The sequence below is a fragment of the Propionispora vibrioides genome (genome assembly GCF_900110485.1).
GTDB lineage: Bacteria > Bacillota > Negativicutes > Propionisporales > Propionisporaceae > Propionispora > Propionispora vibrioides.
Window position 1 is genome coordinate 1 of sequence record NZ_FODY01000009.1, and the last position, 21411, is coordinate 21411.

Below are 21411 nucleotides of genomic sequence, written 5' to 3' on the forward strand. Positions count from 1 at the left end.
CATAGCAAAGGGCGGCTTCCCGACAGCGTCGTTGTACTTCTCCGACGGTGGATCTTGCGCAGCCAACGCTTGCTGCTATTTCGCGCTGACGGTGACCTTTTTCAGTTAGTCGAAGGATTTCTAGTATTCTCACTGGTTCCTCACACCTCATAAATTTCTCCCCTAGCAATGGTCTTTTAGACCATTGTAGAGGGTTTCTTCACGAGGTGGCACCAGTTATTTGGCCGAATGTGCTCGGATTGGTTGGCCGAATAGCTCCGGATTCACTGGCCGAATGTGGCCGGAATCGTTGGTCGAATCACACCGGAATATGCACTAAAACAGGGGTAATTGATTAAAAAAGGAGTTTTATCATGGCCGTAAGTTTAATGGGAAATAATCGACGTTTGACTGCATCAAGTGATAATAGGAATGTTTTAGTCACTATTGACGACCGCTTAATTCGCCCAAATGGACGGGCCTCATATTCAATTGATCATTTTCAGCAAAATATTGTTCAGATGAATATTAATCTATTTAGCTTAGTCTATTTAATAGGAACAGTACAAGTTAGGCGGCTAAGCCCATCAAACAGAGATAAGTTCTACGATTTTGAATATATACTTAGTTATTTAAAAAGGGACCCAGAATTAAAGGTAGAGATTTCATTGATCCGAACCGAGCGGGGAAGTGAGGTATTAAGACAGGCATCTGAAGACTTAGGGGTTGGCCTTGCGGCCATAGTTGCAGATCAGCTTTATGGAATAAGGCTTAACACTTTACGAAGAATTCTTACTTCAGGCTTAAGGCCAGATTTTACTTGTTTTACACATAACAATGAAGAATTAGTGATTGAATCTAAGGGAACCTGTACCCATATTGATGAGGCAACTATACAACACGCCCAAGAGCAAAAAGGAACAGCAAATTGCAACATCTCCATAGTATCAATTTCGAGATTTCAAGAAAATACAATCTCTGAGGTTGAGTTCCTTGATCCACCAACAAACGATGCGTGTGATAATTTAGAGACGAGGATACGTATAGCCATGGCAGAGCACTATGCGTCTGTATTTTCTCTTATTGGACAAGCAGAGTTAAGTCGTTACTTTTTGCATATGAAAAATAGACTATTATATGATACTCAGTTTCCTGAATTTGAGGAAAAGACGTACCTTTTTACAAAGATAAAAAATCGTTATACTAAGCTCAATATACAAAACAAAATATACTACGGACGAATTGAGCAAATCGATAAGGAACTGCATAGATTCTCCGGTATTGATGAACGATTATTAACTATAAACGAGTTCTGGTCCTTTGAAGAATATAGAGAGGATACTGAGTTTGTCGAAGATAATAACACATACTATATTTTCAGGGATGGCTTGTGCATTATAGACATAAAGAATTTACGCCCTTTTAAGAAGAAAGTAAAAGGGAGAATAAAAAATATACAGGAAAGTACAAAAATCACCGATGTTGACCATATGAATATAATTAACTTTGAAAACTATATAAAATATGTATTTAGTATAAATGGGTGGGACGTTGAGCATGGCAATGAGAACTTTGATTTGGGTTGGGATCTAATAGTAAAAAAGGCAGATAAAAAATACGGGGTAGAACTTAAGCTAGCTTCAAAGCCCCAAAGGGAATTCTCATTTGATGCTGTGATAAAACCAAGAAAGGGAACATTTAACAAATTAATTCTAATTACAAACCGAGAATTAAAAAATTATGTGAAATTCCGTAATATTGATAATATAGTAATAATCGATCGGCCAATACTAAGACAAATTATTGAGGACTCTACTTATTTAAGTAGAATCATCTAGTAAAAGTAATATCTAGTTAGTCAACGTTTGAGCTTTGGCATTGAGTATATACTTTTATAAATAATTATTTTTATTGGTAAAGCCTTCTATCTAAAGTAAAGGTTACAAAATATGAACAGAAAGCTACATATTCATTTTAATTTTTCAGAAAAATATTGAGAATGGTTAAGGGGGAGGTGCAACTATGAGCAATAATAATTATTTGCGTGAAGAAGAACAATTTAAAGAAATTCTTAATAATGAAGAAATAAGCAAAATAAAAGATCCAGAGCTTAGAAATATTCGATCAAAATATTGGGGTTTAAGGCATCAAGCCTTTTTAAATGAACACAAAATACCAGACAGAATGCTCGGGACGGAACTTGATAAAATCAAAGCAGAAGAGATGAAAGAGCTTAATGAATATAGACAACGTAATAATAAAAATTAAAAATATCTTTTAACACTTAATATAGGATTTAGGGGTTTCTCCTAGGTGCTTTGACCTTCAAACCACAATGCATATAGGTGAATCTAAACATTAGGTGTTTTCTTTTCAACCATTATGTTAACTCGATGCACGTGGAGTGTGTAGCAAGGAATTAAATATTTCAGAAGCTTCACAAAGGTGGATTTGCAAGGTACTGATCACCATGTCGAACTTTTGTCCAATACGAACGAGTAATCGATTTGACGTGAGAGGGAATGCATTATTCGAATTTTTGGTTTGAATTTTAATAAATTTGGTTAAAAAGAGATAAGATCAACCCTTCATAAAGGTTGATCTTATCTCTTTTTTAGTATTTCTGAAAGTTATTTATTCCTTTTCGGATTATTACTTAACCCAGCTAAATAATCCAACGAAACACCATAATACTCTGCTAATGCAGTAGCGACATCAAAAGAAGGGACTCGTTCACCCTTTTCCCAATAGCTTACTGTTTGTTTGGTAACTTTAAATTTTGTTCCTGCTTGTTCAAGCGTCAAGTTGTTTGATAGCCGAAGACTTTTTAGCCTTTGCCCTAAAATTTCTCGTGAAAGCATAAAAATACTCCTTGACAGTCAACTGGATGTTGACTAAAATAGAAACTGTAAGTCAACTGTGAGTTGACAGAGCTAATTATTAAAAGGAGGTGATGCCAATCAAACCCGCAATCCCAAAACATGAAAGCGAGGTGAGCAAACACACAAAGCAGTATCATCAGCCGGCAAGCAGGATACTGCCTGGTTCGTTGTGCCCAAAAGGAGGCACAAAAGTACAAAAACACATTCTCATTATAACCTACCTACCAAATTTCGTAAACTATTCTGTCATATTCTCTCAGCATGCTTTGCACTTGTTCGTTCGTAAATCCATTCCTGATATAAAGGAGGAATTTCCATGGATTTTTTAGTAGCCACCGGCGAGAGCTTTATCAAGCTCATCAACACCGGTGGAGAAACACTAGTCGGCATGATCACCGGTATTTTACCGGCGGCGTTAATTGCCCTAACCATTATGAACACCATCATTGCCTTAGTTGGCCAGGACCGGATTGAGGGACTGGCCCAGCGGCTGGCCGGGAAACGGATTCTGGTCCGTTATTTATTCCTGCCGTACCTGTCGGCGTTTTTCTTTTCCAATCCCACCGCCTTTCTGATGGGGCGGTTTCTGCCGGAGCGATATAAGCCCGGTTACTATGAGGCGGTGAACTGCAGTACCATGGCGCCGCTGATGTGCTTCTTTCCCCATGTCAATCCGGCGGAACTCTACGCCTGGCTGGGTGTGGCCGACGGGGTAATGAAGCTGGGCTTACCCATCGGGCCATTGGCTGTCAGCGTCTTTTTCCTGGCCATGTTTACAACGACTTTGAAAGCCTTTGTCGTGGAAAAGATCGCCCATGCTTTAGCTAGGAAGAAGGGCCTCGACTGGGACAAGCTGGAGGCCCGGAAGTTAGGTGGGGCAATTGAGGAACCTTTGCTGTAAAGGGAACATAAAACAATAGAGGGGGTTCAAACTGTGAATCAACCAATTGTAGCTATTTCTCCCGGCCCGCGGGGCTGGGGTGTACCCCTGGAAGTTCAGCTGCAGGACAAGCGCCGCAAGATTGTCTGCATTACCGGCGGCGGGATTCATCCGGTCGCCCAGCGGATTGCCGAACTGTCCGGTGGGGAGGCGGTGGATGGGTTTAGCACCATTGTACCGGACGCTGAGACCGCCTGCGTGGTGGTCAACTGCGGCGGTACGTTGCGCTTAGGGATTTTCCCGAAGAAAGGCCTGAAAACGGTGAATATCAATCCGGTCAGCCCGTCGGGACCGTTTGCTGCCTATATTAAGCCCGGTATCTATGTATCGGCGGTCGGACTGGACCAGATACAAATCAAGAAGGAGGAAACCCCATGAGCCAGAACTTCATTTTATCTCTCTCGTCCGTGATTGGCCGGGTGGTCAGCACCTTCGTCCAGGCCGGACGGGAATCGGTGAAACTCATGCTTAGTACGGTACTACCATTCATGGTCTTCGTTAGCGCTATTGTCGGCATCATCATGGGCAGCGGTCTCGGCCAACGCATTGCCGACGGACTGGCCGCCTTGGCCGGAAATCCCTGGGGACTGTTAGCCTTGGGCATGGTATCGGCCATTCCGGTTCTGTCGCCGATCTTAGGACCGGGAGCGGTCATTCCGCAGACTATCGGTGTCTTAGTGGGCACCTTGATCGCCAGCGGCAAGATTCCGCCGCATCTGGCGCTACCGGCACTGTTTGCCATTCACCAGCCGGTGGGAGCCGACTTTATTCCCGTAGGCTTAAGCTTAACCGAGGCGGAACCGGAGACCGCCGAAGTCGGTGTCCCGGCAGTGCTCTATGCCAAGTTTTTGGTGGCGCCAATTGAAGTAGGGGCCGCTTTAGCGGTTAGCTTCTTTATCTATCAGTAGGAGGGAAGAGGATGGATATCTATCGTACTGTGATTGGGTCTATTGGTCCTTACGCTTTGGACTTTCTCGAAACCGACGTACTGATTACCTTTTACCCCCAGGCTCCGGATGGGTTAAAGGACTACTGCCTGATTCTGACTCCAGCGGACTTAGCAGCCGACATTCAAATAGGGGATTATCTGGTATTGGGTGAGAAGCGGTATTTCATTACCGCCGTAGGTCCTGTCGCCAGTGAAAACCTGCGCAATCTGGGGCATATCTCGCTGCGCTTTGACGGGGCCATTACCACTCCCTGGGCTGGGAGCATCCATCTGGCGGGTGGCAAACCTAGGGCAGCGAATGTAGGCGAGACATTGGCTATTGAGCGGGAAGCGTAGGGGAGGGCAGCGGCATGAACAGCCTAAGCCTGGAAGCCCTGCTGGTCTATCTCTTTATCCTCATCCTGTTGCAAGGACTGCTTGGTATCTACCAACTGAAAAAGATCACCCGGACGCTGGGGCGTCTGCAGAGAATGGGTATTTGTGGCTGTGGCAGTGCCCGGCACTGGACGGGGTGGCGGGTATACTATCTCATCCTGGCCGACTCCACCGGACGTATCCGCAGTGCCTACCGCCTAAAGGGTATCAGTCTCGGTACCGCTTTTATACCGGATAAGAAGTTTACCTTTAGTGAAATTTCCGAACTGCTGGCCGACTATGGACAGCGGAAAAAATTAACCCTCCAAGAGACCGCCCAGCTTCGCGCCGCCGAAGAGGTTCATCGGAAGCTGGCAGCGCTGCCAGTCGCTAGGGCGATCTAACATCAGAATAAAGGAGACAACGATAAATATCATGAACCAGGAGAAATATCCGGTCACCTATGGCCGGAATCTGTTAACCACCTTAACTGATAGTAAAGAAAACTGGCTGATTGTCACTGATCCGGTTATCTGGGAAAAGCTGAAAGGGCAGGTTAAGCAAGATGCGATTCAGCTCTATTTCGTCACTACTATGGAGAAAAAGGTCATGGACGAAGAAGTCAAAACCTTATCGGGTTTTACGCAGGTGCTGGGCCTGGGCGGCGGCATGGCTGCCGACGCGGCCAAACTGTGGGCCACGGCTCATCAGGTGCCCTTATATCAGATGCCGACCGCCTTATCGGTTAACGCCTTTCTTTGCTACAAGACGGCGGTCCGCTATGACCATGTAGTTAAATATGAAGGCGATATTCTGCCGAAAGAGATATTGATTGATTTCGATATCCTGGAGCAGGCGCCCCGCCATTTAAACCTGTCCGGTGTTGGCGATCTGTTGAGCTGCCTGACGGCCAGCTACGACTGGAAGATCAATGCCCTGATTACCAAATCCCATGCCTTTGATCAGCGGATCTATGACGAGACACAAGACATGCTGGCCTTGTTAGCCGAGTATATGGGCGATATTGTGAAGAACAAAGAACCGGGCCTGCGCTATATCGTCCGGGCCTATAAAGGCATCGCCGAACACAGCTACCGGATGCGGCATACCATGTGGGAAGACGGTTCGGAGCACAATGTCTTTATGAACCTGGAACGGATCACCGGCAAACAGTTCCTGCATGGACAGTGCGTTTGTCTGGGCGTCTACTTTATGTCGGCTTTTCAGGATAACCAGCATGAGCGGGCGGTGTCGCTGATTCAGCGGTCGGAAATTGATATTAGGCCCCAGGCGCTGCAGGTGACGATCGACGATATCCGGCAGGCTCTACTCACGTTGAACGAGTTTGTCCGGGCGCAGAATATTCGCTATTCGATCTGCAATGCCAAAGAGGTTACCGCGGAGTGGGTAGAGGAGATCTTAGCGAAATATCAGCGGGATTTTCGGATAAGTTAGGCTATTAAATTACAAGATCATTAACCAATACATCACCGGGCAGGCGTCTGCCTGCCCGGTATAAGGAGGGACTACCGTTAGTGAAGATCATCGTAACCGATTCGTATGAAGCATCCTGCCGGGAAGCGGCTAATCAACTGCTGAGCGTTGTTAAAGACAATCCGCAAGCTTGTTTGGGTTTAGCGACCGGCGGGACGGCGCAAGGAGTGTATCCGTATTTGGTGGAGGCGTATAAGCAGCAGGTGGTGAGCTTTAAAGAAATCCGGACGGTTAACCTGGATGAATATATCGGTTTAAAGCCGGATCATCCGCAGAGCTACCGCCATTACATGGATACATATTTATTTGATCATATTGATATCAATCCACTAAACACTTATATCCCTTCCGGCAGCCAATTGCTGCAGCCGGAGATCACCAACTTTAGCCGTATCCTGGAGATCTGGCCCAGAGATGTGCAGCTATTAGGTGTCGGGGTGAATGGACATATTGGGTTTAACGAGCCGGGGGAAGTGCTGCAGGCCGGGGTGCATGTGGCTACGCTGGATGCGGCTACCATACAGGCCAATGCCCGATTCTTTGCCAGCGAAGACGAGGTGCCGAGGACGGCCATTACCATGGGGGTTGGCGATATCCTGCAGGTCGGCAAGATTGTATTGCTGGCCACCGGCAGCCAGAAGGCCGCTGTGTTGCAGAAGCTGCTAACCGGGGATGATGTCACTACGCAAGTTCCCTGCACGCTCTTAAAGCTGCACCGGGATGTGACGGTGATCCTGGATAAGGAGCTGGCCTGGCAGGTAGGGGTAAGTAGCTGATTAGTTGATTAACCAAGGAAAACGGAGCTTTGGCAAGTCTCTTGTCTTATGAAAAGTATGACTAAGCAGCAAGAAAGAGACGGCGTGTGGTCTGAGATAGAAAAGACCGCACGCCGTCTCTTTCCTGCAGGAGGTAACCCATTTGCGAAAGAATCTTGACAGTATTTTGTCTCCGCGTGTTTCAAATCCGGTAAAGAAAAAGTCTCGAGTTTAGGGCTCGAGACTTTAGCATCTATTTTACTTTTAATCCGACAATCAGTTCATTGCTGGAGTGTTTTTCGGCAACGGCTGCTGTCTGTTCAATACCGGCTATAATGGTTTGCATGGAAGATTCAATATTTCCCAGAATCGAATTGATTTTCTTAGTTGCTTCCACACTGTCCTCAGCTAATTTTCGCACTTCCTGCGCCACCACTGCGAAGCCCCGGCCTTGTTCGCCGGCACGGGCTGCCTCAATAGCCGCATTCAAGCCTAGCAGGTTGGTCTGTTGGGATACCTTATTGATGAAACCAATAACTTCATGGGTATTGTTAATATGCTTTTTAGCCTCGTTAACGGAATTGGACAATACCTCTACCTTGGAATTAAGTTCTTCATGCATTAGTGCCTGAGATTTCACTAAATGATACAGCATCTTGGTGACAAAATCATCAACAACCTTTACATCTTCCTGTTTATTCTCTTCGATCAACCGGTTTACTTCTTCGTTGCCGGTAATGTTGAGAACAGCATCAATGGCCGATGATTTCAATGCATCTCTCACGTCGTTAAACGTTCGAATCCCCATTTGTTTGGCTAACTGGATTGCCACCGCATCGGTTTTGACATCTACAACTCCTACAATATCCACCTCAGGAACCTTCCGGCAAAGCTCCAGAATCCCGGCGCCACCTCTGCCTCCGCCAACTAACAGAACGTTCATCAAGTATTGCTCCCTTCACTACTAAACTTGCTATTTCCATATTACAATGCCAGAATATACAGACTTCTTTTTTCATAATTATACTACATAAAAATCCCTTCTGCCTATAGGAACAAGTGATATTTAACGAATCCATAAGAATAGATGTGAAAAAAATAAGTTATTGAAAAGAAGTACCAGCCGTTATGGACGGCCGGTACTTCTTTTTTGAGTCATTCTTGATGTAATAAGTAACCATTCTCTGGAGTTAAGGGCAATATCATACAAGAATGCGTTTGCGGCTTGTGATACACTAAGCATCAGAAAATGAATATTGTAGTGACGTTAGCCGGTTTATTTATTGGAGAGAGCACAGGCTTTACAAAAGGAGAGGAGCTGGAAAGTATGAGTGATGCTAATGTGAAGTGTGTCATGATTATAGATTCGGAATTACCCATAGGCATGGTGGCAAATACCGCAGCCATCTTAGGGATTACGTTGGGAAAGCACATCCCTGAACAGGTAGGGGCAGATGTGGTGGATGCTTCCGGCCAAGCTCACTTGGGTATTATTACGGTCCCGGTTACCATGCTGCGCGGTGATAAGACGATCCTGAGAGAGTGCAGGGAGCGTTTGTATGGTCCGGAATTTAGCGACTTGGTTGTTGTCGATTTCTCGGATGTTGCCCAAGGGTGCAATGTCTACAGTGAATATGTTGCGAAAGCAGCAACTGTATCTGAGTCGAACCATACTTATCTGGGGATTGCCTTGTATGGAGACAAGAAGAAGGTCAATAAGCTTACCGGATTTATGCCGCTGCTAAGGTGATGAATAGTATCCAAGCTGTTCAGGGGGCGGTTTTTAACTGTTTTAACAGGCTCGCCATATTTTTACCCAAAGTTTGAAATGTTTGTATACCTTCTTCATCCTTTTGGACATCGCCCGGCTTAAGAGACGACGTCATGCCTCTGTGTATTTGCCTGGGCTAGTAAATCATGGGTCACAAGGTTGACAGAATAGTAGAAAAGCCGTTATCCATTGTCATTTGTTTGTCAGCGATAGCCCACCGGGCAAGATAGTCGATATTTGTATGGTGTTGTATGGTAATACATTTTGAAATATTTTATATAAGAACTTATGGAATGAAATCCTACATTTAAAGCAATATCCGTTACCGACATATCTGTCGTAGTAAGTAATGAGGTACTCACATGAAGGCGGTATTTTAGCAGATATTGATAGGGAGATTCATGGACGAATTTTTGAAAGCAGCGGATACATTCTGTTTTACTGATATGGGCGGCAGCGGCAATATCCTGTATGGATAGTGGCCGACAATAATTAGTATGTATTATTGAGATTAAAGTTCGTATCCGTTCGTAATTTTTTGAAGGTGTCACTTTCTCCATGGCGGGAAGAAGAGAGATGAATTCAAGCCAGATTATGGATAATTGGATAGAAAGACGATATTCGTAATGTGTATATTTGTTAACTTGAAAGTATAGGTTGTCTAATAAATTTAGATGATGAAGGACAGCATGGTGTGTTGGGTCATTTGAACGCAGCAAATAATGTGTAAAGGTAGGATTATTGATGATGGTTTCCACATCATCCTGTTCCATAATGCTGCCGGAAAAGAAAGATAACATTCGCGCTGGAATGATGTAACTGTGATAATGGCAATTTTCTTTTTCTGTGATGTGATGCAGTACGGTACGATTAATAAATATACAGTCATTTTCCTGTAGATCAAATTCTTCATCATATATTTTAACATGGACAATTCCTTTTAAAATATAGACGAATTGTATCTCATCATGCCAATGTAATACTTGAAATCCTTCGTTGAAGGGAGTGCAGGTGCGGTGGTTTACGTTTAAAACCAAGAGTGGGAATTTTGTTGTGTGATAAGGATTATGAGAATAGATGGGTGATTCTGCGGACATTCGATGCCTTCCCTTTAATGGTTCTTTTTTTATATATTTTAGGCTAAATACAATTATTTTTCAATAATATTTGGCTATATAATTATAATTGAAAAAACCAAGGGATGGATAAAACAATGATAATTGATGAAAATGAAATTGAGAAACTAGCGATGGAAAAGTTTCATAAAGGAGACAGCAAAGAAGGACGGCGGATTCAAGAGGAATTTGTATCCGCATTTCGTGAGGAATTCAAATGGAAGGATCATTGCCCGTGCCAAAAGGCGTGCAGATATCATGGAAACTGCAAAGAGTGTGTCGCTATTCATAGAGCCCATCAGGAGCATGTACCAAACTGCATGAGGATTATGATAAACAAAAAAATCAGAGCTTTATCTGAATTAACGGAACATACAATAGCGGATGAAATAGTTCCACCCAAAGAGGTTTTAAGGAAAGAGTATAAAGCAGGATGCGGCATGAATTTTTCTAAGCAGGATTAAAGTATTGTGTCCTACCGCTTGTAAATGTAATAGTCCCTGGATATTCAGGAGCATTGTTTTGAATTTCTCATGGTACCTAAGAATCTTTAGAATCTTTCTGCCGGTCCACATATAGTTCTCCTTCCGGGGTCAGCATGGCCACAGTCACATCGGCCATATTCGTAATTCCTTTATTATTTAACTGAGCGGTTAGCTCTTCCCGCGTTAAGCCGCTTTGGGCCAAACCTTGCTCGATGATTTTTCCGTCGATGATAATTTCTTTGGCAGCTAAATGGCTTGCCGGAGTTGTAGTTTGCTTGAATGCATTGAAGTCTTTGGCCGCCGGAGGTTCATATTCTGTTTTCTTTAATACACTAAGCTCTCCGTCTGGTTCAATCAAAGCTACTTCTACCTGGTCCGGATCAAAGATTCCCTGTTCACGCAGCATTTCCAGAAGGTCATTGACGTTGTAATAGCGTTTTTTCAGATTCGCATCCAGAATTTTTCCTTTGTGCATGATCATAAGCGGTTCGGCCTCGATTAATTTCCGGGCGGCAACAAATTTCAGGGATATCATCTCGATGAGCAGTAGCCATATGGTTGCCGTAACCAAAGAAACCAGACCTTGCAGCATGCCGAATTCTGTCTCGGTAATAACGGCACTGCCGATATTGCCGATAATCAGGCCAATGACAAAATCATAAAAAGTCAGCTCCGATAGCGTCCGGCGGCCCAGTATTCTGGCGATAAGGAGCAGGGCGCCTAATATTAGCAAAGTACGAATGATTAAATCCAGTCCATCTAGCATCTGGTAGCCCTCCTGGAAAGTCACTGAATTATGAGTTGTTCCTGTTTTGTTTTCTTAGTATACTCTTTAATTTGGAAACTATAGATGGTAAGCGATAAGCAGCCCAAGAGGGAGCATATGAATAAGTATATATGGCTGCAGGTATATGCCGGAGCTAAGCTGGATGCTGCAAACTATTTATCGTTAAGCGGTTGCACTGCCGCCATAAGTGGCATATAATACTATATATATTCCAATATGGGAATATAGTAATATACGTAAGACAAGATGGTGATGTATATGAAGCATGTAGATGTTCTTAAAGCCCTGGCCGATGAGAACCGGCTGGCCATACTATGTTTTCTCCAAAGCGGTCAAAAGTGTGTTTGTGAAGTTGAGCAGGTACTAGCCATCTCCCAGTCGGCTACGTCCAAGCACCTGGCGCGGCTGCGGCTGGCGGGCCTGATTGAGGCGGAGAAAAAAGCGCAGTGGGTGCACTACCGGATCTCGCCGTCCCTTTTTGTGGAATACCCCTTTGTCAAAGAACTTCTCGCTGAGGTAAGCCCGAACTATGCTTTTGATATGAGCAACCTCAAAAAAATGAATTGTGATCAATAACGGAGGAAAGGGGCCAATGATGTGAAACGAGTGGCTTTTATCTGTGTTCATAACTCCTGCCGGTCACAGATGGCGGAAGCCTTTGGCCGGATATTGGGTTTAGGGGTTATGGAAGCCTATTCGGCAGGTACTGAGACACGCCCGGCAATTAATCAGGATGCCGTTCGGATCATGAAGGAAATCGGTGTGGATATGGAGCTTTTGCAGAAGCCCAAACTGCTGGAGGACATTCCGGCTGTCGATATTGTCGTTACCATGGGCTGCAATGTGAGCTGTCCGCTGCTGCCGTGCCAACACCGCGAAGACTGGGGTTTAGACGACCCTTCCGGCAAGAGCGACGAGGAATTCAGAGTAGTTCGCAACTTGATTCAAGCTAAGATGAAAGATCTGCTCCGGCGGCTTGAGTCTGGCGCAGTATAAAAAATCATAGGGAGTGTATGGGGATGAAATCAATCATAATTTATGATCCGGCCATGTGCTGTTCGACCGGCGTCTGCGGACCCAGTGTCGATACCGAGCTGTTGCGGGTAGCCACAGTCATTGAAAATCTGAAGGCAAGCGGCGCCGATATCAAACGGTTCAATCTCTCGGCGCAGCCAGAAGAGTTTGTAAAACATCCGGTGATCAGCCAATATCTGAAAGATAACGGCCCGGAGATTTTACCGGTAACGTTGGTCGACGGTCAGGTCGTTAAAACCAAGGTGTATCCAACGAATGAGGAATTTAGCCAGTGGACGGGTCTGGACATTCAAACTAAGACAAAAGAAGGTGGCTGCTGCTGTGACGGTGGATGCTGTTAGTACGGGAAAAACCGGCTTGGCGATGCAGGGGTACCACCCATCCCGCTTAGAGTTGACAAAATATTTCTTTTTCACCGGCAAAGGCGGTGTAGGGAAAACGTCTGCTGCCTGCGCCACGGCGGTGAATCTGGCCGATAGCGGCAAACAGGTCATGCTGATCAGCACCGATCCGGCCTCCAATCTGCAGGATGTTTTCGGCGTGGAGCTTGATAATAAAGGAACGAACATTCCGGAAGTGCCCAATCTGACGGTAGTGAATTTAGATCCCGTGCAGGCGGCTCAGGAATACAAGGAAAAGGTCATTGGGCCGTATAAGGGGATACTGCCGGATGCGGTCATCGCCAATATGGAGGAACAACTATCCGGTTCCTGTACGGTGGAAATTGCCGCATTTAATGAGTTTTCGCATTTTTTAACAGATACAACTATCAAAGACCGGTATGAGCACATTATTTTTGATACGGCACCGACCGGTCATACGCTTAGAATGCTGCAGTTGCCGTCGGCCTGGAGCAACTTTATCAGCGAGAATACGCACGGTGCTTCCTGTTTGGGCCAATTGTCCGGTTTGGAAAGTAACAAGGACATGTATAAACATGCCGTAACAACCCTGGCCAATCCGGAACTTACTACCGTTATGTTAGTTTCCAAGCCGGAAAAGACTCCTTTGCTGGAGGCTAAACGGGCAGCGGAGGAACTTAAGGAGCTGGGTGTAGCAAATCAAAGCCTGATTTTGAACGGCGTGCTGGAATTGGATACTACGACCGATGAAACGGCGTTGCAGCTCTGTCATAAACAACAGCAGGCTTTGCAGCAGATTCCGGAATACCTGCTGACGCTGCCGGCCTACTATATCCCCCTGCGGGCCTATAACGTCTATGGGATTTCGCATATTCGCGCCATGCTTACCGAGAAATACTTGGGCGAACAGCCGGTGACCAATCCGTTGGCTCCGGTACATTCATTGAAGCAGCTGGTGGATGAACTGTATACCGGTCAGAAAAAGGTGATTTTCACCATGGGCAAGGGCGGTGTGGGGAAAAGCACGCTGGCGGCGGCTATCGCCTTAGGCTTAGTGGAAAAAGGGGCAAAGGTACACCTGACCACCACCGATCCGGCGCATCATTTGCAGTTTTTGCTTACCGATAGTCCATTGTTACAGGTAAGCCATATTGATGAACAGGCAGAGCTGGCAAAATACAAGGAAGAAGTGTTGGCTAAAGCGAGAGAAGCTTTGGGCAATGCCGATCTGGCCTATATTGAAGAAGATTTGCGGTCGCCCTGTACCCAGGAGATTGCCGTATTTAGGGCTTTTGCCGAAATCGTTGAGCAGGCGGATAACCAGGTGGTGGTGATTGATACGGCGCCGACCGGTCATACTTTGCTGCTGCTGGATGCCACGCAAAGCTATCATAAGGAGATTGAAAAAAGCCAGGGAGATATTCCGGCGAGTGTGAAAAAGCTATTGCCCCGGCTGCGCAATGCAGCGGAAACGGAGGTAGTGATTGTCACTTTGCCTGAAGCAACCCCGGTCCATGAAGCGGCCCGCTTGTCCGAGGACCTGAAACGGGCGGGAATTCCCTCTGCCTGGTGGATCGTGAACTCCAGTTTTTATCTGACTGCTACGCAAAGCCCGTTGTTAAAAGCGAAGGCCCAAAGTGAAGTCGAGTGGATTAACCAAGTGACCGCTCTTTCACAAGGGCATACGGTTGTCATACCATGGTATGACAATGAGCTGCAGCAGCAGGAATTAGTAGAGCTTGTCCGGCAATAGTGAACAATGCTTGCCATGGTGACTGGCGAACAAAGAACAGACGAACAAACAGCAAGCCGCTGCGGAATTCATATGAATTCTGCAGCGGCTTGCTGTTTTCTTGACCTTTCCATGCGGCCTTTTTTGTCTGTAGAGAGGCATGCTTGTTTAGCGAATATAGCCGTTAGTAAAACTTTCTGCTACATTGCCGGAAGGATTTTTGGCTTGAAGGCTGTTCGACAATATTGTTAGAATAAGACCAGATAATCAATGGCGCCTTTGATATCTATGGGAAAATGCAACGTATTACTTTTGTTCTGAGTAGGAGGGGGAATCCATTTGTCATTGACAGAATTATTTGACGAATCTTTGATCGAACTTAATGGAAATTTTTCTTCGCAAGCGGCTTTTTTTAAAGCAGTTTCTTTGAAACTTCAAAACTTGCAATATGTTAAAAATGGTTTTTTTGAAAAAATTCAAGAGAGGGAGAAAAAATTTCCGACGGGTTTAAAGACTAAATCTTTTAATGTAGCCATTCCACATACCGACCCGGAATATGTAAATCGTTCCTTCATCTATGTGATTAGGATGAGAAACAGCCTTCCTTTTTGCCAAATGGGCACCGATCCGCTGGATGGCGATTTTGTATATCCCAAACTGATTTTTTTGTTGGGAGTTACTAAGGGAGAGTTGCAATTATCAATATTGCAATCTTTGATGAAGCTTTTCTCCCATGAAGAGCAAATGACTAATTTGTTGGAATTTGAAGAAGCAAAAGATTTTGTACAGCGTATAAGAGAATTTCTGAGTTGTTCTAATTTCGTGATTTGAAACAGGTATCACTATGATGTTACTTTGTGCTCTTGATGTACCGTAAGTCTGGCTGTGTCGTGAAAAACCAAGAAAGCAGTTATGGGATAATATTTAACTATGAAAAAAGGGGTGATTTTATGAAAAGATTAAAAATCATATCCGTGTGCGGTTCAGGAACAGTAACTAGCTCTATGGTTGCTAATAATGTTAAAGACTTATTGGAGGACAATGGTATATCAGCTACTACGGTTGAGGTTAATCCTGGTGGAGTGGACCAGTTAGTCAACTCAGGAACTTATGATTTGATTGTACATACCAGTCCGCTTCTTCACACTTATGAAATTCCTACGATCAATGCGGTGGGTTTTCTGACCGGTATGGCAGAGGAAGAATTTATCGAAGAATTGCTTAAAACAGCCAAAGAACTCGTTAAATAGGATATATCTCTGGCTAACCTAGCAAAAATAAGGGGGTATTTACATGTTGGAAATACTGTCGAAAATTATGGGTGCCTTTGGTGCGTCCATTATTGTGCCGGTGGTTATTTTAATCATTGCGCTTTTTTTACACGTAAAGCCAAAAAGAGCATTCCAGTCTGCGTTAAATGCAGGGATAGGGTTGATTGGATTTAACATGTTGATTGGGGCGTACACACCGATTGTCACACCTGTGGTCAATCGTATGGTAGAGCATACTGGCGTAAACTTACGTATTTTAGACACCGGCTGGCAGGCCACCAGCGTTGTGGCCTATTCTACAGAAGTAGGGATGATCTTTTTAGGACTCGGCTTATTACTTCAATTTGTCCTATTTGCCGTGAAATTTACCAATATTTTTATGCCGTCAGATCTTTGGAACAATTATTCCTTTATGTTGTGGGGGTCCATGCTGTTTCTTGTTACGGACAATATGATTCTTGCTATTGGGTTGATGGTACTTGGAAATTTATACACGCTGTTGTTCTCTGAAGTGATAGCAAAGCGGTGGGCAACCTATTATGGATATCCGGGGACGACAATATCTGCACCCCATGATGTGGTGCAAGTTCCTTACGGACTTTTGATGGACTGGATTTTAACTAAGTTAGGCGCGGATAAAGTCCAGTGGAATCCTACATCGGTGCAGCAACGAATTGGATTTCTAGGTGAACCGACCACCCTGGGATTTATACTTGGAATTATTCTTGGGGTCGCGGGTAACTATATGCGGTTAGATGAACTGAAGGCCTGGGGAGAAATTATGATGGTGGGTGTATCTACAGCAGCCATTATGGCGATTTTCCCAAAAATCGCGGGTGTTTTTGCTTCTGCTTTTACAAGTATTACGGATGCATCGAAGAAATCGGCCAAATCATCCGGTAAAGACCGGCAATGGTATCTTGCCATCAATGATGCCGCCGGATACGGTGAGCCTGCAACGTTAATTTCAGGGTTACTAATGATTCCGATTATATTGGTACTGGCCATTTTCTTACCGGGGAATGAAACGTTACCCATGGTAGACCTGATCGCAATACCGTATATCATTCAACCCATTGTTGCAATTTCCCGAGGGAATATTTTTAAGACTCTCATCTCCGGGCTTATCTTACTGGTTATGAATCTATATCTTATTACAGCAGTGGCGCCCATCTTTACAAATGTTGCACAGAGTGTGGGGGTGTCAATCCCGCCAGGTGCACTCATGATTGCAAGCTTTGTGGTACTGGGGAATTATTTCCTGGGAACGTTGTTCTTGATTTTTCTCACGCAAAATCCACTTTGGATCGGTCTTTCTATACTAGTTTATGTCATACTTTTCTTCATAATCAAAAAACATAAAGAGACTATTATAAATTATATGGAGCATGAACCGGCAATTCTGAAAAATGAAGGAGACAGCGGATATTCGCATTCATAATCTGAAAGCTCCGTGGCTAGGAAGGTTTCTGATGGATTTTAGAGGAGGCATAACAAATGAAAGCGGTTGTAATTGGGGATGCGTTGGTTAAAAGTGAAACACTAACAGATGCTGTTGGACAAATGAATTTAGGAAAGTTAACTGAGATAAAAAAAATCGAATGGTATTCTGATTTGACTAAGGATCAATTTCAAGAACATATTTTGCAGATAGAACGATATGGGCCTGAAAAAGTTGAAATACCTCAGGGTATTTTAGAGGCTTTGCAGGACGCTGACTATTTGTTTGCACATTATGCACCTATATCGGCGAGTATGATCAAAAGCGCACCAAAATTAAAAATGATTGGGACTTGCCGTGGTGGAGTGGAAAATGTCAATCTATCTGCGGTCAGAGAGCGCAGACTGCCATTTTTACATGTTATTAGAAATGCAGAACCTGTCGCGGATTTTACGCTTGGCCTGATGTTTGCTGAGACCAGGAATATTGCCAGAGCGCATCTTGCGATAAAAAGCGGGCAGTGGAGAAAAAACTTTTCCAATGATCCCTATAAAACGACGTTGGCCAATATGACGGTTGGTATTATTGGCGCCGGCTATATCGGCAGATTGGTAATCAAACGCTTGAATGCACTGGGTGTTAAGGTAATGGTATATGATCCATATGTAGATCCGGCGATCTTTGAGCGTGACCAGCTGAAAGTGGAATTGCGATCTATAGAGGAAGTTTTTAAGAATGCAGATATTGTTTCTTTACATATGCGGGTAACCGAAGAAACGAAAAATCTGATTAGTAAGGATTTGATCCAACTCATGAGACCGGGAGCTTATATTATCAATACAGCTCGGGCGGACATTTTAGTCAAGGATGATCTTGTCGCTGCGTTGCAGAATCGGAAGATTGCCGGCGCTGCCCTGGATGTCAGTTGGATTGAGCCGATACCTGAGGGAGATCCGCTGCTTTCCCTAGACAATCTTACAATGACAACTCACATTGCAGGTGATACGGTAGATGCTATTCCCAGGGCGCCTTATCTCCTTAAAGATGTTGTTAATGCGTATCTGGAAAAGGGCTATAGCGATATGCTAATCAGATAAATTTATTCAATAGATGAGGAGTAAAAAAACATGTTAATGGAAAAAGAGCGGAAGCTTATTGTGGAGTACGGGAAAAAACTGATTAATTCCAACCTCACCAAAGGAACGGGTGGCAATATCAGCATGTTTAACCGGGAGTTAGGTTACATGGCAATTAGCCCGAGCGGTATAGATTATTTTGAAACGCAGCCCGAGGATGTTGTAATCACCGATTTAGATGGAAATACGGTGGAGGGATTTCGCAAGCCATCCAGTGAAAAAGATATGCATCGCATTTACTATCAGAAAAGTAGAGAGATTAACGCGGTTATTCATACTCACTCCATGTATAGTACGATATTGGCGACTTTAGGCTGGGAGCTTCCGGCAGCGAATTATTATATAGCGATTACCGGCGGTAAAAATGTTCGTTGTGCGAAATATGCTTCTTTCGGAACATGGGAATTAGCAGAGAACTCTTTCCAAGCCATGCAGGGAAGAAAGGCATGTTTTTTAGCAAATCATGGCTTGCTGACTTGTGCAGCCGATCTACCCGGTGCTTTTGTCATTGCTGAAGAAACGGAACGGATGGCAGAGATTTATTGCCGGGCAAAAACGTTGGGAGAGCCAAACTTACTAAACGATGCTGAGGTTGAGGTAATGCTGGAAAAGTTTAAGTCTTATGGACAATAGCAGATAAATTAGGTTTAGGGCGTGTCTTCAAACTGTTCCAGAGAAGATATACATGAGAAGTTGATCCATTAGACGGATAATTCTCTTGTATATCTTCTGCCTTATAAAATTAAAAGTTACTAAATTTGGTGTAATGTTGGGTACTAATAATTTCAAAGATACATCTTATCAAACTGGCGAAGAAATATAACAATACCAAGGAGTAGTAGGATGAAAAAACGTAGTGTGGACATTTTACAAAAAATATTATCTTATGATAGTAGTATCTTAAACATCACAAAACTGGCGGAACTACATCAAGTTTCACAAAAAACACTTCGCAATGATATTGCAGATATTAATTTGTTTTTAAAACAGTTTCAAATCCGGCCGATTGAAATCGTAGATAATGGTATTTTAAAAATAGGTACGAACATCAATCCGGAGTTTGTAAAAGATCAGATTTTTAAATTAGACAGCTATTCCTATAAATTATCTCCCGAGGAAAGGCAGCTTTTAATCTTGACTGTTTTGCTTAAACAAAAAAGTTATCTTACAATGGATTATTTAGCAGAGATGTTAAGTGTTAGCAGAATTACTATATTAAGTGATGTTGAGTCGGCTAAGGAAATATTAGCGGAGTTTACAATCGAATTATGTTCGAAAAGCAGTAAAGGCATTTATTTAAAAGAAACCAATATTATGAAGATACGCATGATGCTAATCGAGCTTTGCCGGCGTGTTATTGTGGATATAAAAAGTGACGGCTATTTTCAAAGACTGATTTTATCTCAAATGAATACCAGCTATTCTCTCCACTCTGCCATTGCGATTTTACAGGATTTTGAACGGGAAAAGAATATGTACTTTTCCGATTATGTTTTTTATGAACTGACTTTGTATCTATTTATATGTATTAATCAATTATCCGAATCTACGGCAGTTCCCTGTGAACAGACTTTGGTCAAACAATCAGGCGAACTTTCATTGGCAAAAAATCTTCTTTGCTATGCTGAGCAAAGAGTAAAGGTTAAATTTACAGCAGAAGAATTTAATTTATTTGATCAATATATAGTAGATAATCATCTGTTACCTATGTCAAAAACTATTGATGACATTGAGCTTTATAATATGATTACTTATTTTTTGGTGGAAATAGGAAATCAGTTCGATATTGATTTTTGCAACGATCATATTCTTTTGGAATCATTATTTTTACATATCAGATGCATGTCGGATCTGATTGATTTCCAATTTCCCATTGATGAGAATATTCAACCCGAATATAAGCGGATTATGAGCGGAATTGATCAACATTCTTATATCCTCGAACAGTACCTGGGATATTCTTTCAATGACAAAATGAAATTATCTATCTACATACATATTTGTGCAGCCTTGGTACGGAATAAGAATTTCTTACTGCCTTTGCATGTAATTATTGTATGTCCGGGCAGCATGGCCACAGGACGTTTTGTCGAAGCACAGGTGAAGAATTATTTTGACTTTACTATTCAGGGGGTAATTTCGGTAGATAGAATATTATATACACTCGAGAAGAGTAAAGAGAAAATCGACTTTATTATTTCAACAGTCGAACTTCCTAAGACGACACATCCTGTAGTGAGGGTCAATCCGTTGTTAAAAATGCAGGATCTTAATAATATACAAAAGATGGCTCTTTCGCTTGGTGAAAATACCGAGCAAAGAAGTATAGAAAAAAGAAAAAGCAATATCATACAGTCGGTTTCTGAAAGTCTGAATGCGTTTACTAATCTTGAAGATGTGGAGAGGTTTAGTCATAGTCTGAAAGAATTACTGAAAAAACACTCTAAAACAGTTAATAACAATAAACACGGTTTATGTTCTATGCTCAAAAAAGAAATGATCTTACTTGTCGATACTCCTTTAGAATGGCAAACAGCAATAGACAAGGCAGGCAGACTTTTATATCAAAAGAAGTTTATAAAAGAAGAGTACATTCATACAATGATTCGTAACATTGAACAATATGGGCCATATATTATTGTAGGTAAAGGTGTTGCCCTGGCGCATGCCAAACCCAGTGAAACAGTTTTATCAGAAGGATTAAGCCTTGTTGTTGCACCCAAAGGCATTAAAATGGATGTGGATGACAAGAAAAGAGTATACTTGCTGTTTGCCTTTTGTACGCAGGGCGGATTAGATTACATAGAGCTTTTTAATCAAATAGCAGCGATCGGAAGAAATCCTTCGCTATTTGCCAAGTGCTTGGAGGCGGAAGAAACAGCAGAGATATATCATTTACTTTGTAGTTAAAAGCATTTAATGA

25 protein-coding genes are annotated in these 21411 nt (G+C 43.3%); 21 read left to right on the forward strand and 4 right to left on the reverse strand.

Translation table 11 applies throughout. From position 1 onward, the window contains the following. Window positions 1–353 precede the first annotated feature (353 nt). Window positions 354–1817: an aldehyde ferredoxin oxidoreductase family protein gene (locus BMW43_RS08980; RefSeq protein ID WP_091746020.1), complete on the forward strand. Its 1464-nt coding sequence runs from the start codon at window positions 354–356 to the stop codon at window positions 1815–1817. 184 nt (window positions 1818–2001) lie between these two features. Continuing rightward, complete coding sequence (locus tag BMW43_RS08985; protein ID WP_091746023.1) at window positions 2002–2247, forward strand: hypothetical protein; 246 nt, start codon at window positions 2002–2004, stop codon at window positions 2245–2247. Window positions 2248–2609: 362 nt separating this feature from the next. Here BMW43_RS08985 and BMW43_RS08990 read toward each other — a convergent pair whose 3' ends face one another. After that, a complete protein-coding gene (locus tag BMW43_RS08990) occupies window positions 2610–2840 on the reverse strand; it encodes a helix-turn-helix domain-containing protein (RefSeq protein WP_091746025.1) in 231 nt (76 codons plus the stop codon). 337 nt (window positions 2841–3177) lie between these two features. Here BMW43_RS08990 and srlA point away from each other — a divergent pair, with 337 nt between their 5' ends. The 7 genes from srlA to BMW43_RS09025 all read left to right on the forward strand — a co-directional run bounded on the left by srlA (window position 3178) and on the right by BMW43_RS09025 (window position 7374). Continuing rightward, the gene (gene srlA, locus BMW43_RS09000) at window positions 3178–3762 is read left to right on the forward strand and encodes a PTS glucitol/sorbitol transporter subunit IIC (protein ID WP_091746029.1); all 585 of its coding nucleotides are present in this window, start codon (window positions 3178–3180) and stop codon (window positions 3760–3762) included. 33 nt (window positions 3763–3795) lie between these two features. Beyond that, window positions 3796–4179 (forward strand): hypothetical protein, encoded by a 384-nt coding sequence (locus BMW43_RS21800; protein WP_342725320.1) that lies wholly within the window; start codon window positions 3796–3798, stop codon window positions 4177–4179. After that, a complete protein-coding gene (locus BMW43_RS21805; protein ID WP_316843073.1) occupies window positions 4176–4709 on the forward strand; it encodes a PTS glucitol/sorbitol transporter subunit IIB in 534 nt (177 codons plus the stop codon). Before BMW43_RS21800 ends, BMW43_RS21805 begins: the two co-directional genes overlap by 4 nt. Before the next feature lie 11 nt (window positions 4710–4720). Next, window positions 4721–5086, forward strand: coding sequence for a PTS glucitol/sorbitol transporter subunit IIA (locus BMW43_RS09010; RefSeq protein WP_091746032.1), 366 nt, complete (start codon window positions 4721–4723; stop codon window positions 5084–5086). Window positions 5087–5100: 14 nt separating this feature from the next. Continuing rightward, window positions 5101–5508: a transcriptional regulator GutM gene (locus BMW43_RS09015; RefSeq protein ID WP_091746035.1), complete on the forward strand. Its 408-nt coding sequence runs from the start codon at window positions 5101–5103 to the stop codon at window positions 5506–5508. A gap of 31 nt (window positions 5509–5539) precedes the next feature. Continuing rightward, the gene (locus BMW43_RS09020; RefSeq protein ID WP_091746038.1) at window positions 5540–6559 is read left to right on the forward strand and encodes an iron-containing alcohol dehydrogenase; all 1020 of its coding nucleotides are present in this window, start codon (window positions 5540–5542) and stop codon (window positions 6557–6559) included. Window positions 6560–6639: 80 nt separating this feature from the next. Further along, window positions 6640–7374, forward strand: a complete 735-nt coding sequence (locus tag BMW43_RS09025) for a glucosamine-6-phosphate deaminase (RefSeq protein ID WP_091746041.1) — start codon at window positions 6640–6642, stop codon at window positions 7372–7374. Window positions 7375–7606: 232 nt separating this feature from the next. Here the strand turns inward: BMW43_RS09025 and BMW43_RS21720 are convergent, their stop codons facing one another. Continuing rightward, window positions 7607–8296: a methyl-accepting chemotaxis protein gene (locus BMW43_RS21720; protein WP_143050597.1), complete on the reverse strand. Its 690-nt coding sequence runs from the start codon at window positions 8294–8296 to the stop codon at window positions 7607–7609. Between the two features lie 384 nt (window positions 8297–8680). Between BMW43_RS21720 and BMW43_RS09035 the strand changes: the two genes are divergently transcribed. Further along, window positions 8681–9103 (forward strand): DUF2000 domain-containing protein, encoded by a 423-nt coding sequence (locus BMW43_RS09035; RefSeq protein WP_091746047.1) that lies wholly within the window; start codon window positions 8681–8683, stop codon window positions 9101–9103. Between the two features lie 224 nt (window positions 9104–9327). On the opposite strand, the gene BMW43_RS09045 is transcribed toward BMW43_RS09035, so the two are convergent. Beyond that, a complete protein-coding gene (locus tag BMW43_RS09045) occupies window positions 9328–10221 on the reverse strand; it encodes a helix-turn-helix transcriptional regulator (protein WP_091746050.1) in 894 nt (297 codons plus the stop codon). Window positions 10222–10337: 116 nt separating this feature from the next. Between BMW43_RS09045 and BMW43_RS09050 the strand changes: the two genes are divergently transcribed. After that, window positions 10338–10703 (forward strand): LPS biosynthesis protein, encoded by a 366-nt coding sequence (locus BMW43_RS09050; RefSeq protein WP_091746053.1) that lies wholly within the window; start codon window positions 10338–10340, stop codon window positions 10701–10703. 76 nt (window positions 10704–10779) lie between these two features. On the opposite strand, the gene BMW43_RS09055 is transcribed toward BMW43_RS09050, so the two are convergent. Continuing rightward, complete coding sequence (locus tag BMW43_RS09055; protein WP_091746055.1) at window positions 10780–11490, reverse strand: YetF domain-containing protein; 711 nt, start codon at window positions 11488–11490, stop codon at window positions 10780–10782. 279 nt (window positions 11491–11769) lie between these two features. Here BMW43_RS09055 and BMW43_RS09060 point away from each other — a divergent pair, with 279 nt between their 5' ends. From BMW43_RS09060 to BMW43_RS09105, 10 genes are all read left to right on the forward strand, one after another. Then, window positions 11770–12087, forward strand: coding sequence for an ArsR/SmtB family transcription factor (locus BMW43_RS09060; RefSeq protein WP_091746058.1), 318 nt, complete (start codon window positions 11770–11772; stop codon window positions 12085–12087). 21 nt (window positions 12088–12108) lie between these two features. Then, the gene (locus tag BMW43_RS09065) at window positions 12109–12507 is read left to right on the forward strand and encodes an arsenate reductase ArsC (RefSeq protein WP_091746060.1); all 399 of its coding nucleotides are present in this window, start codon (window positions 12109–12111) and stop codon (window positions 12505–12507) included. Between the two features lie 23 nt (window positions 12508–12530). Then, window positions 12531–12887, forward strand: coding sequence for an arsenite efflux transporter metallochaperone ArsD (gene arsD, locus BMW43_RS09070; RefSeq protein WP_091746063.1), 357 nt, complete (start codon window positions 12531–12533; stop codon window positions 12885–12887). A 22-nt stretch (window positions 12888–12909) separates the two neighbouring features. Further along, on the forward strand, window positions 12910–14661 hold the full coding sequence (arsA, locus tag BMW43_RS09075; RefSeq protein WP_091746364.1) for an arsenical pump-driving ATPase: 1752 nt from the start codon (window positions 12910–12912) through the stop codon (window positions 14659–14661). Between the two features lie 318 nt (window positions 14662–14979). Next, window positions 14980–15471 carry a PTS sugar transporter subunit IIA gene (locus BMW43_RS09080; RefSeq protein ID WP_091746066.1) on the forward strand — a complete coding sequence of 164 codons (492 nt, stop codon included), beginning with the start codon at window positions 14980–14982 and terminating at the stop codon, window positions 15469–15471. 119 nt (window positions 15472–15590) lie between these two features. Continuing rightward, on the forward strand, window positions 15591–15890 hold the full coding sequence (locus BMW43_RS09085) for a PTS sugar transporter subunit IIB (protein ID WP_091746067.1): 300 nt from the start codon (window positions 15591–15593) through the stop codon (window positions 15888–15890). A gap of 43 nt (window positions 15891–15933) precedes the next feature. Then, a complete protein-coding gene (locus tag BMW43_RS09090; RefSeq protein ID WP_091746070.1) occupies window positions 15934–17352 on the forward strand; it encodes a PTS galactitol transporter subunit IIC in 1419 nt (472 codons plus the stop codon). 56 nt (window positions 17353–17408) lie between these two features. Then, the gene (locus tag BMW43_RS09095; RefSeq protein ID WP_091746073.1) at window positions 17409–18449 is read left to right on the forward strand and encodes a 2-hydroxyacid dehydrogenase; all 1041 of its coding nucleotides are present in this window, start codon (window positions 17409–17411) and stop codon (window positions 18447–18449) included. Window positions 18450–18479: 30 nt separating this feature from the next. Next, window positions 18480–19121, forward strand: coding sequence for an L-fuculose-phosphate aldolase (locus tag BMW43_RS09100; RefSeq protein WP_091746076.1), 642 nt, complete (start codon window positions 18480–18482; stop codon window positions 19119–19121). 210 nt (window positions 19122–19331) lie between these two features. Beyond that, window positions 19332–21398, forward strand: coding sequence for a BglG family transcription antiterminator (locus BMW43_RS09105; protein ID WP_091746079.1), 2067 nt, complete (start codon window positions 19332–19334; stop codon window positions 21396–21398). Window positions 21399–21411 lie beyond the last annotated feature (13 nt).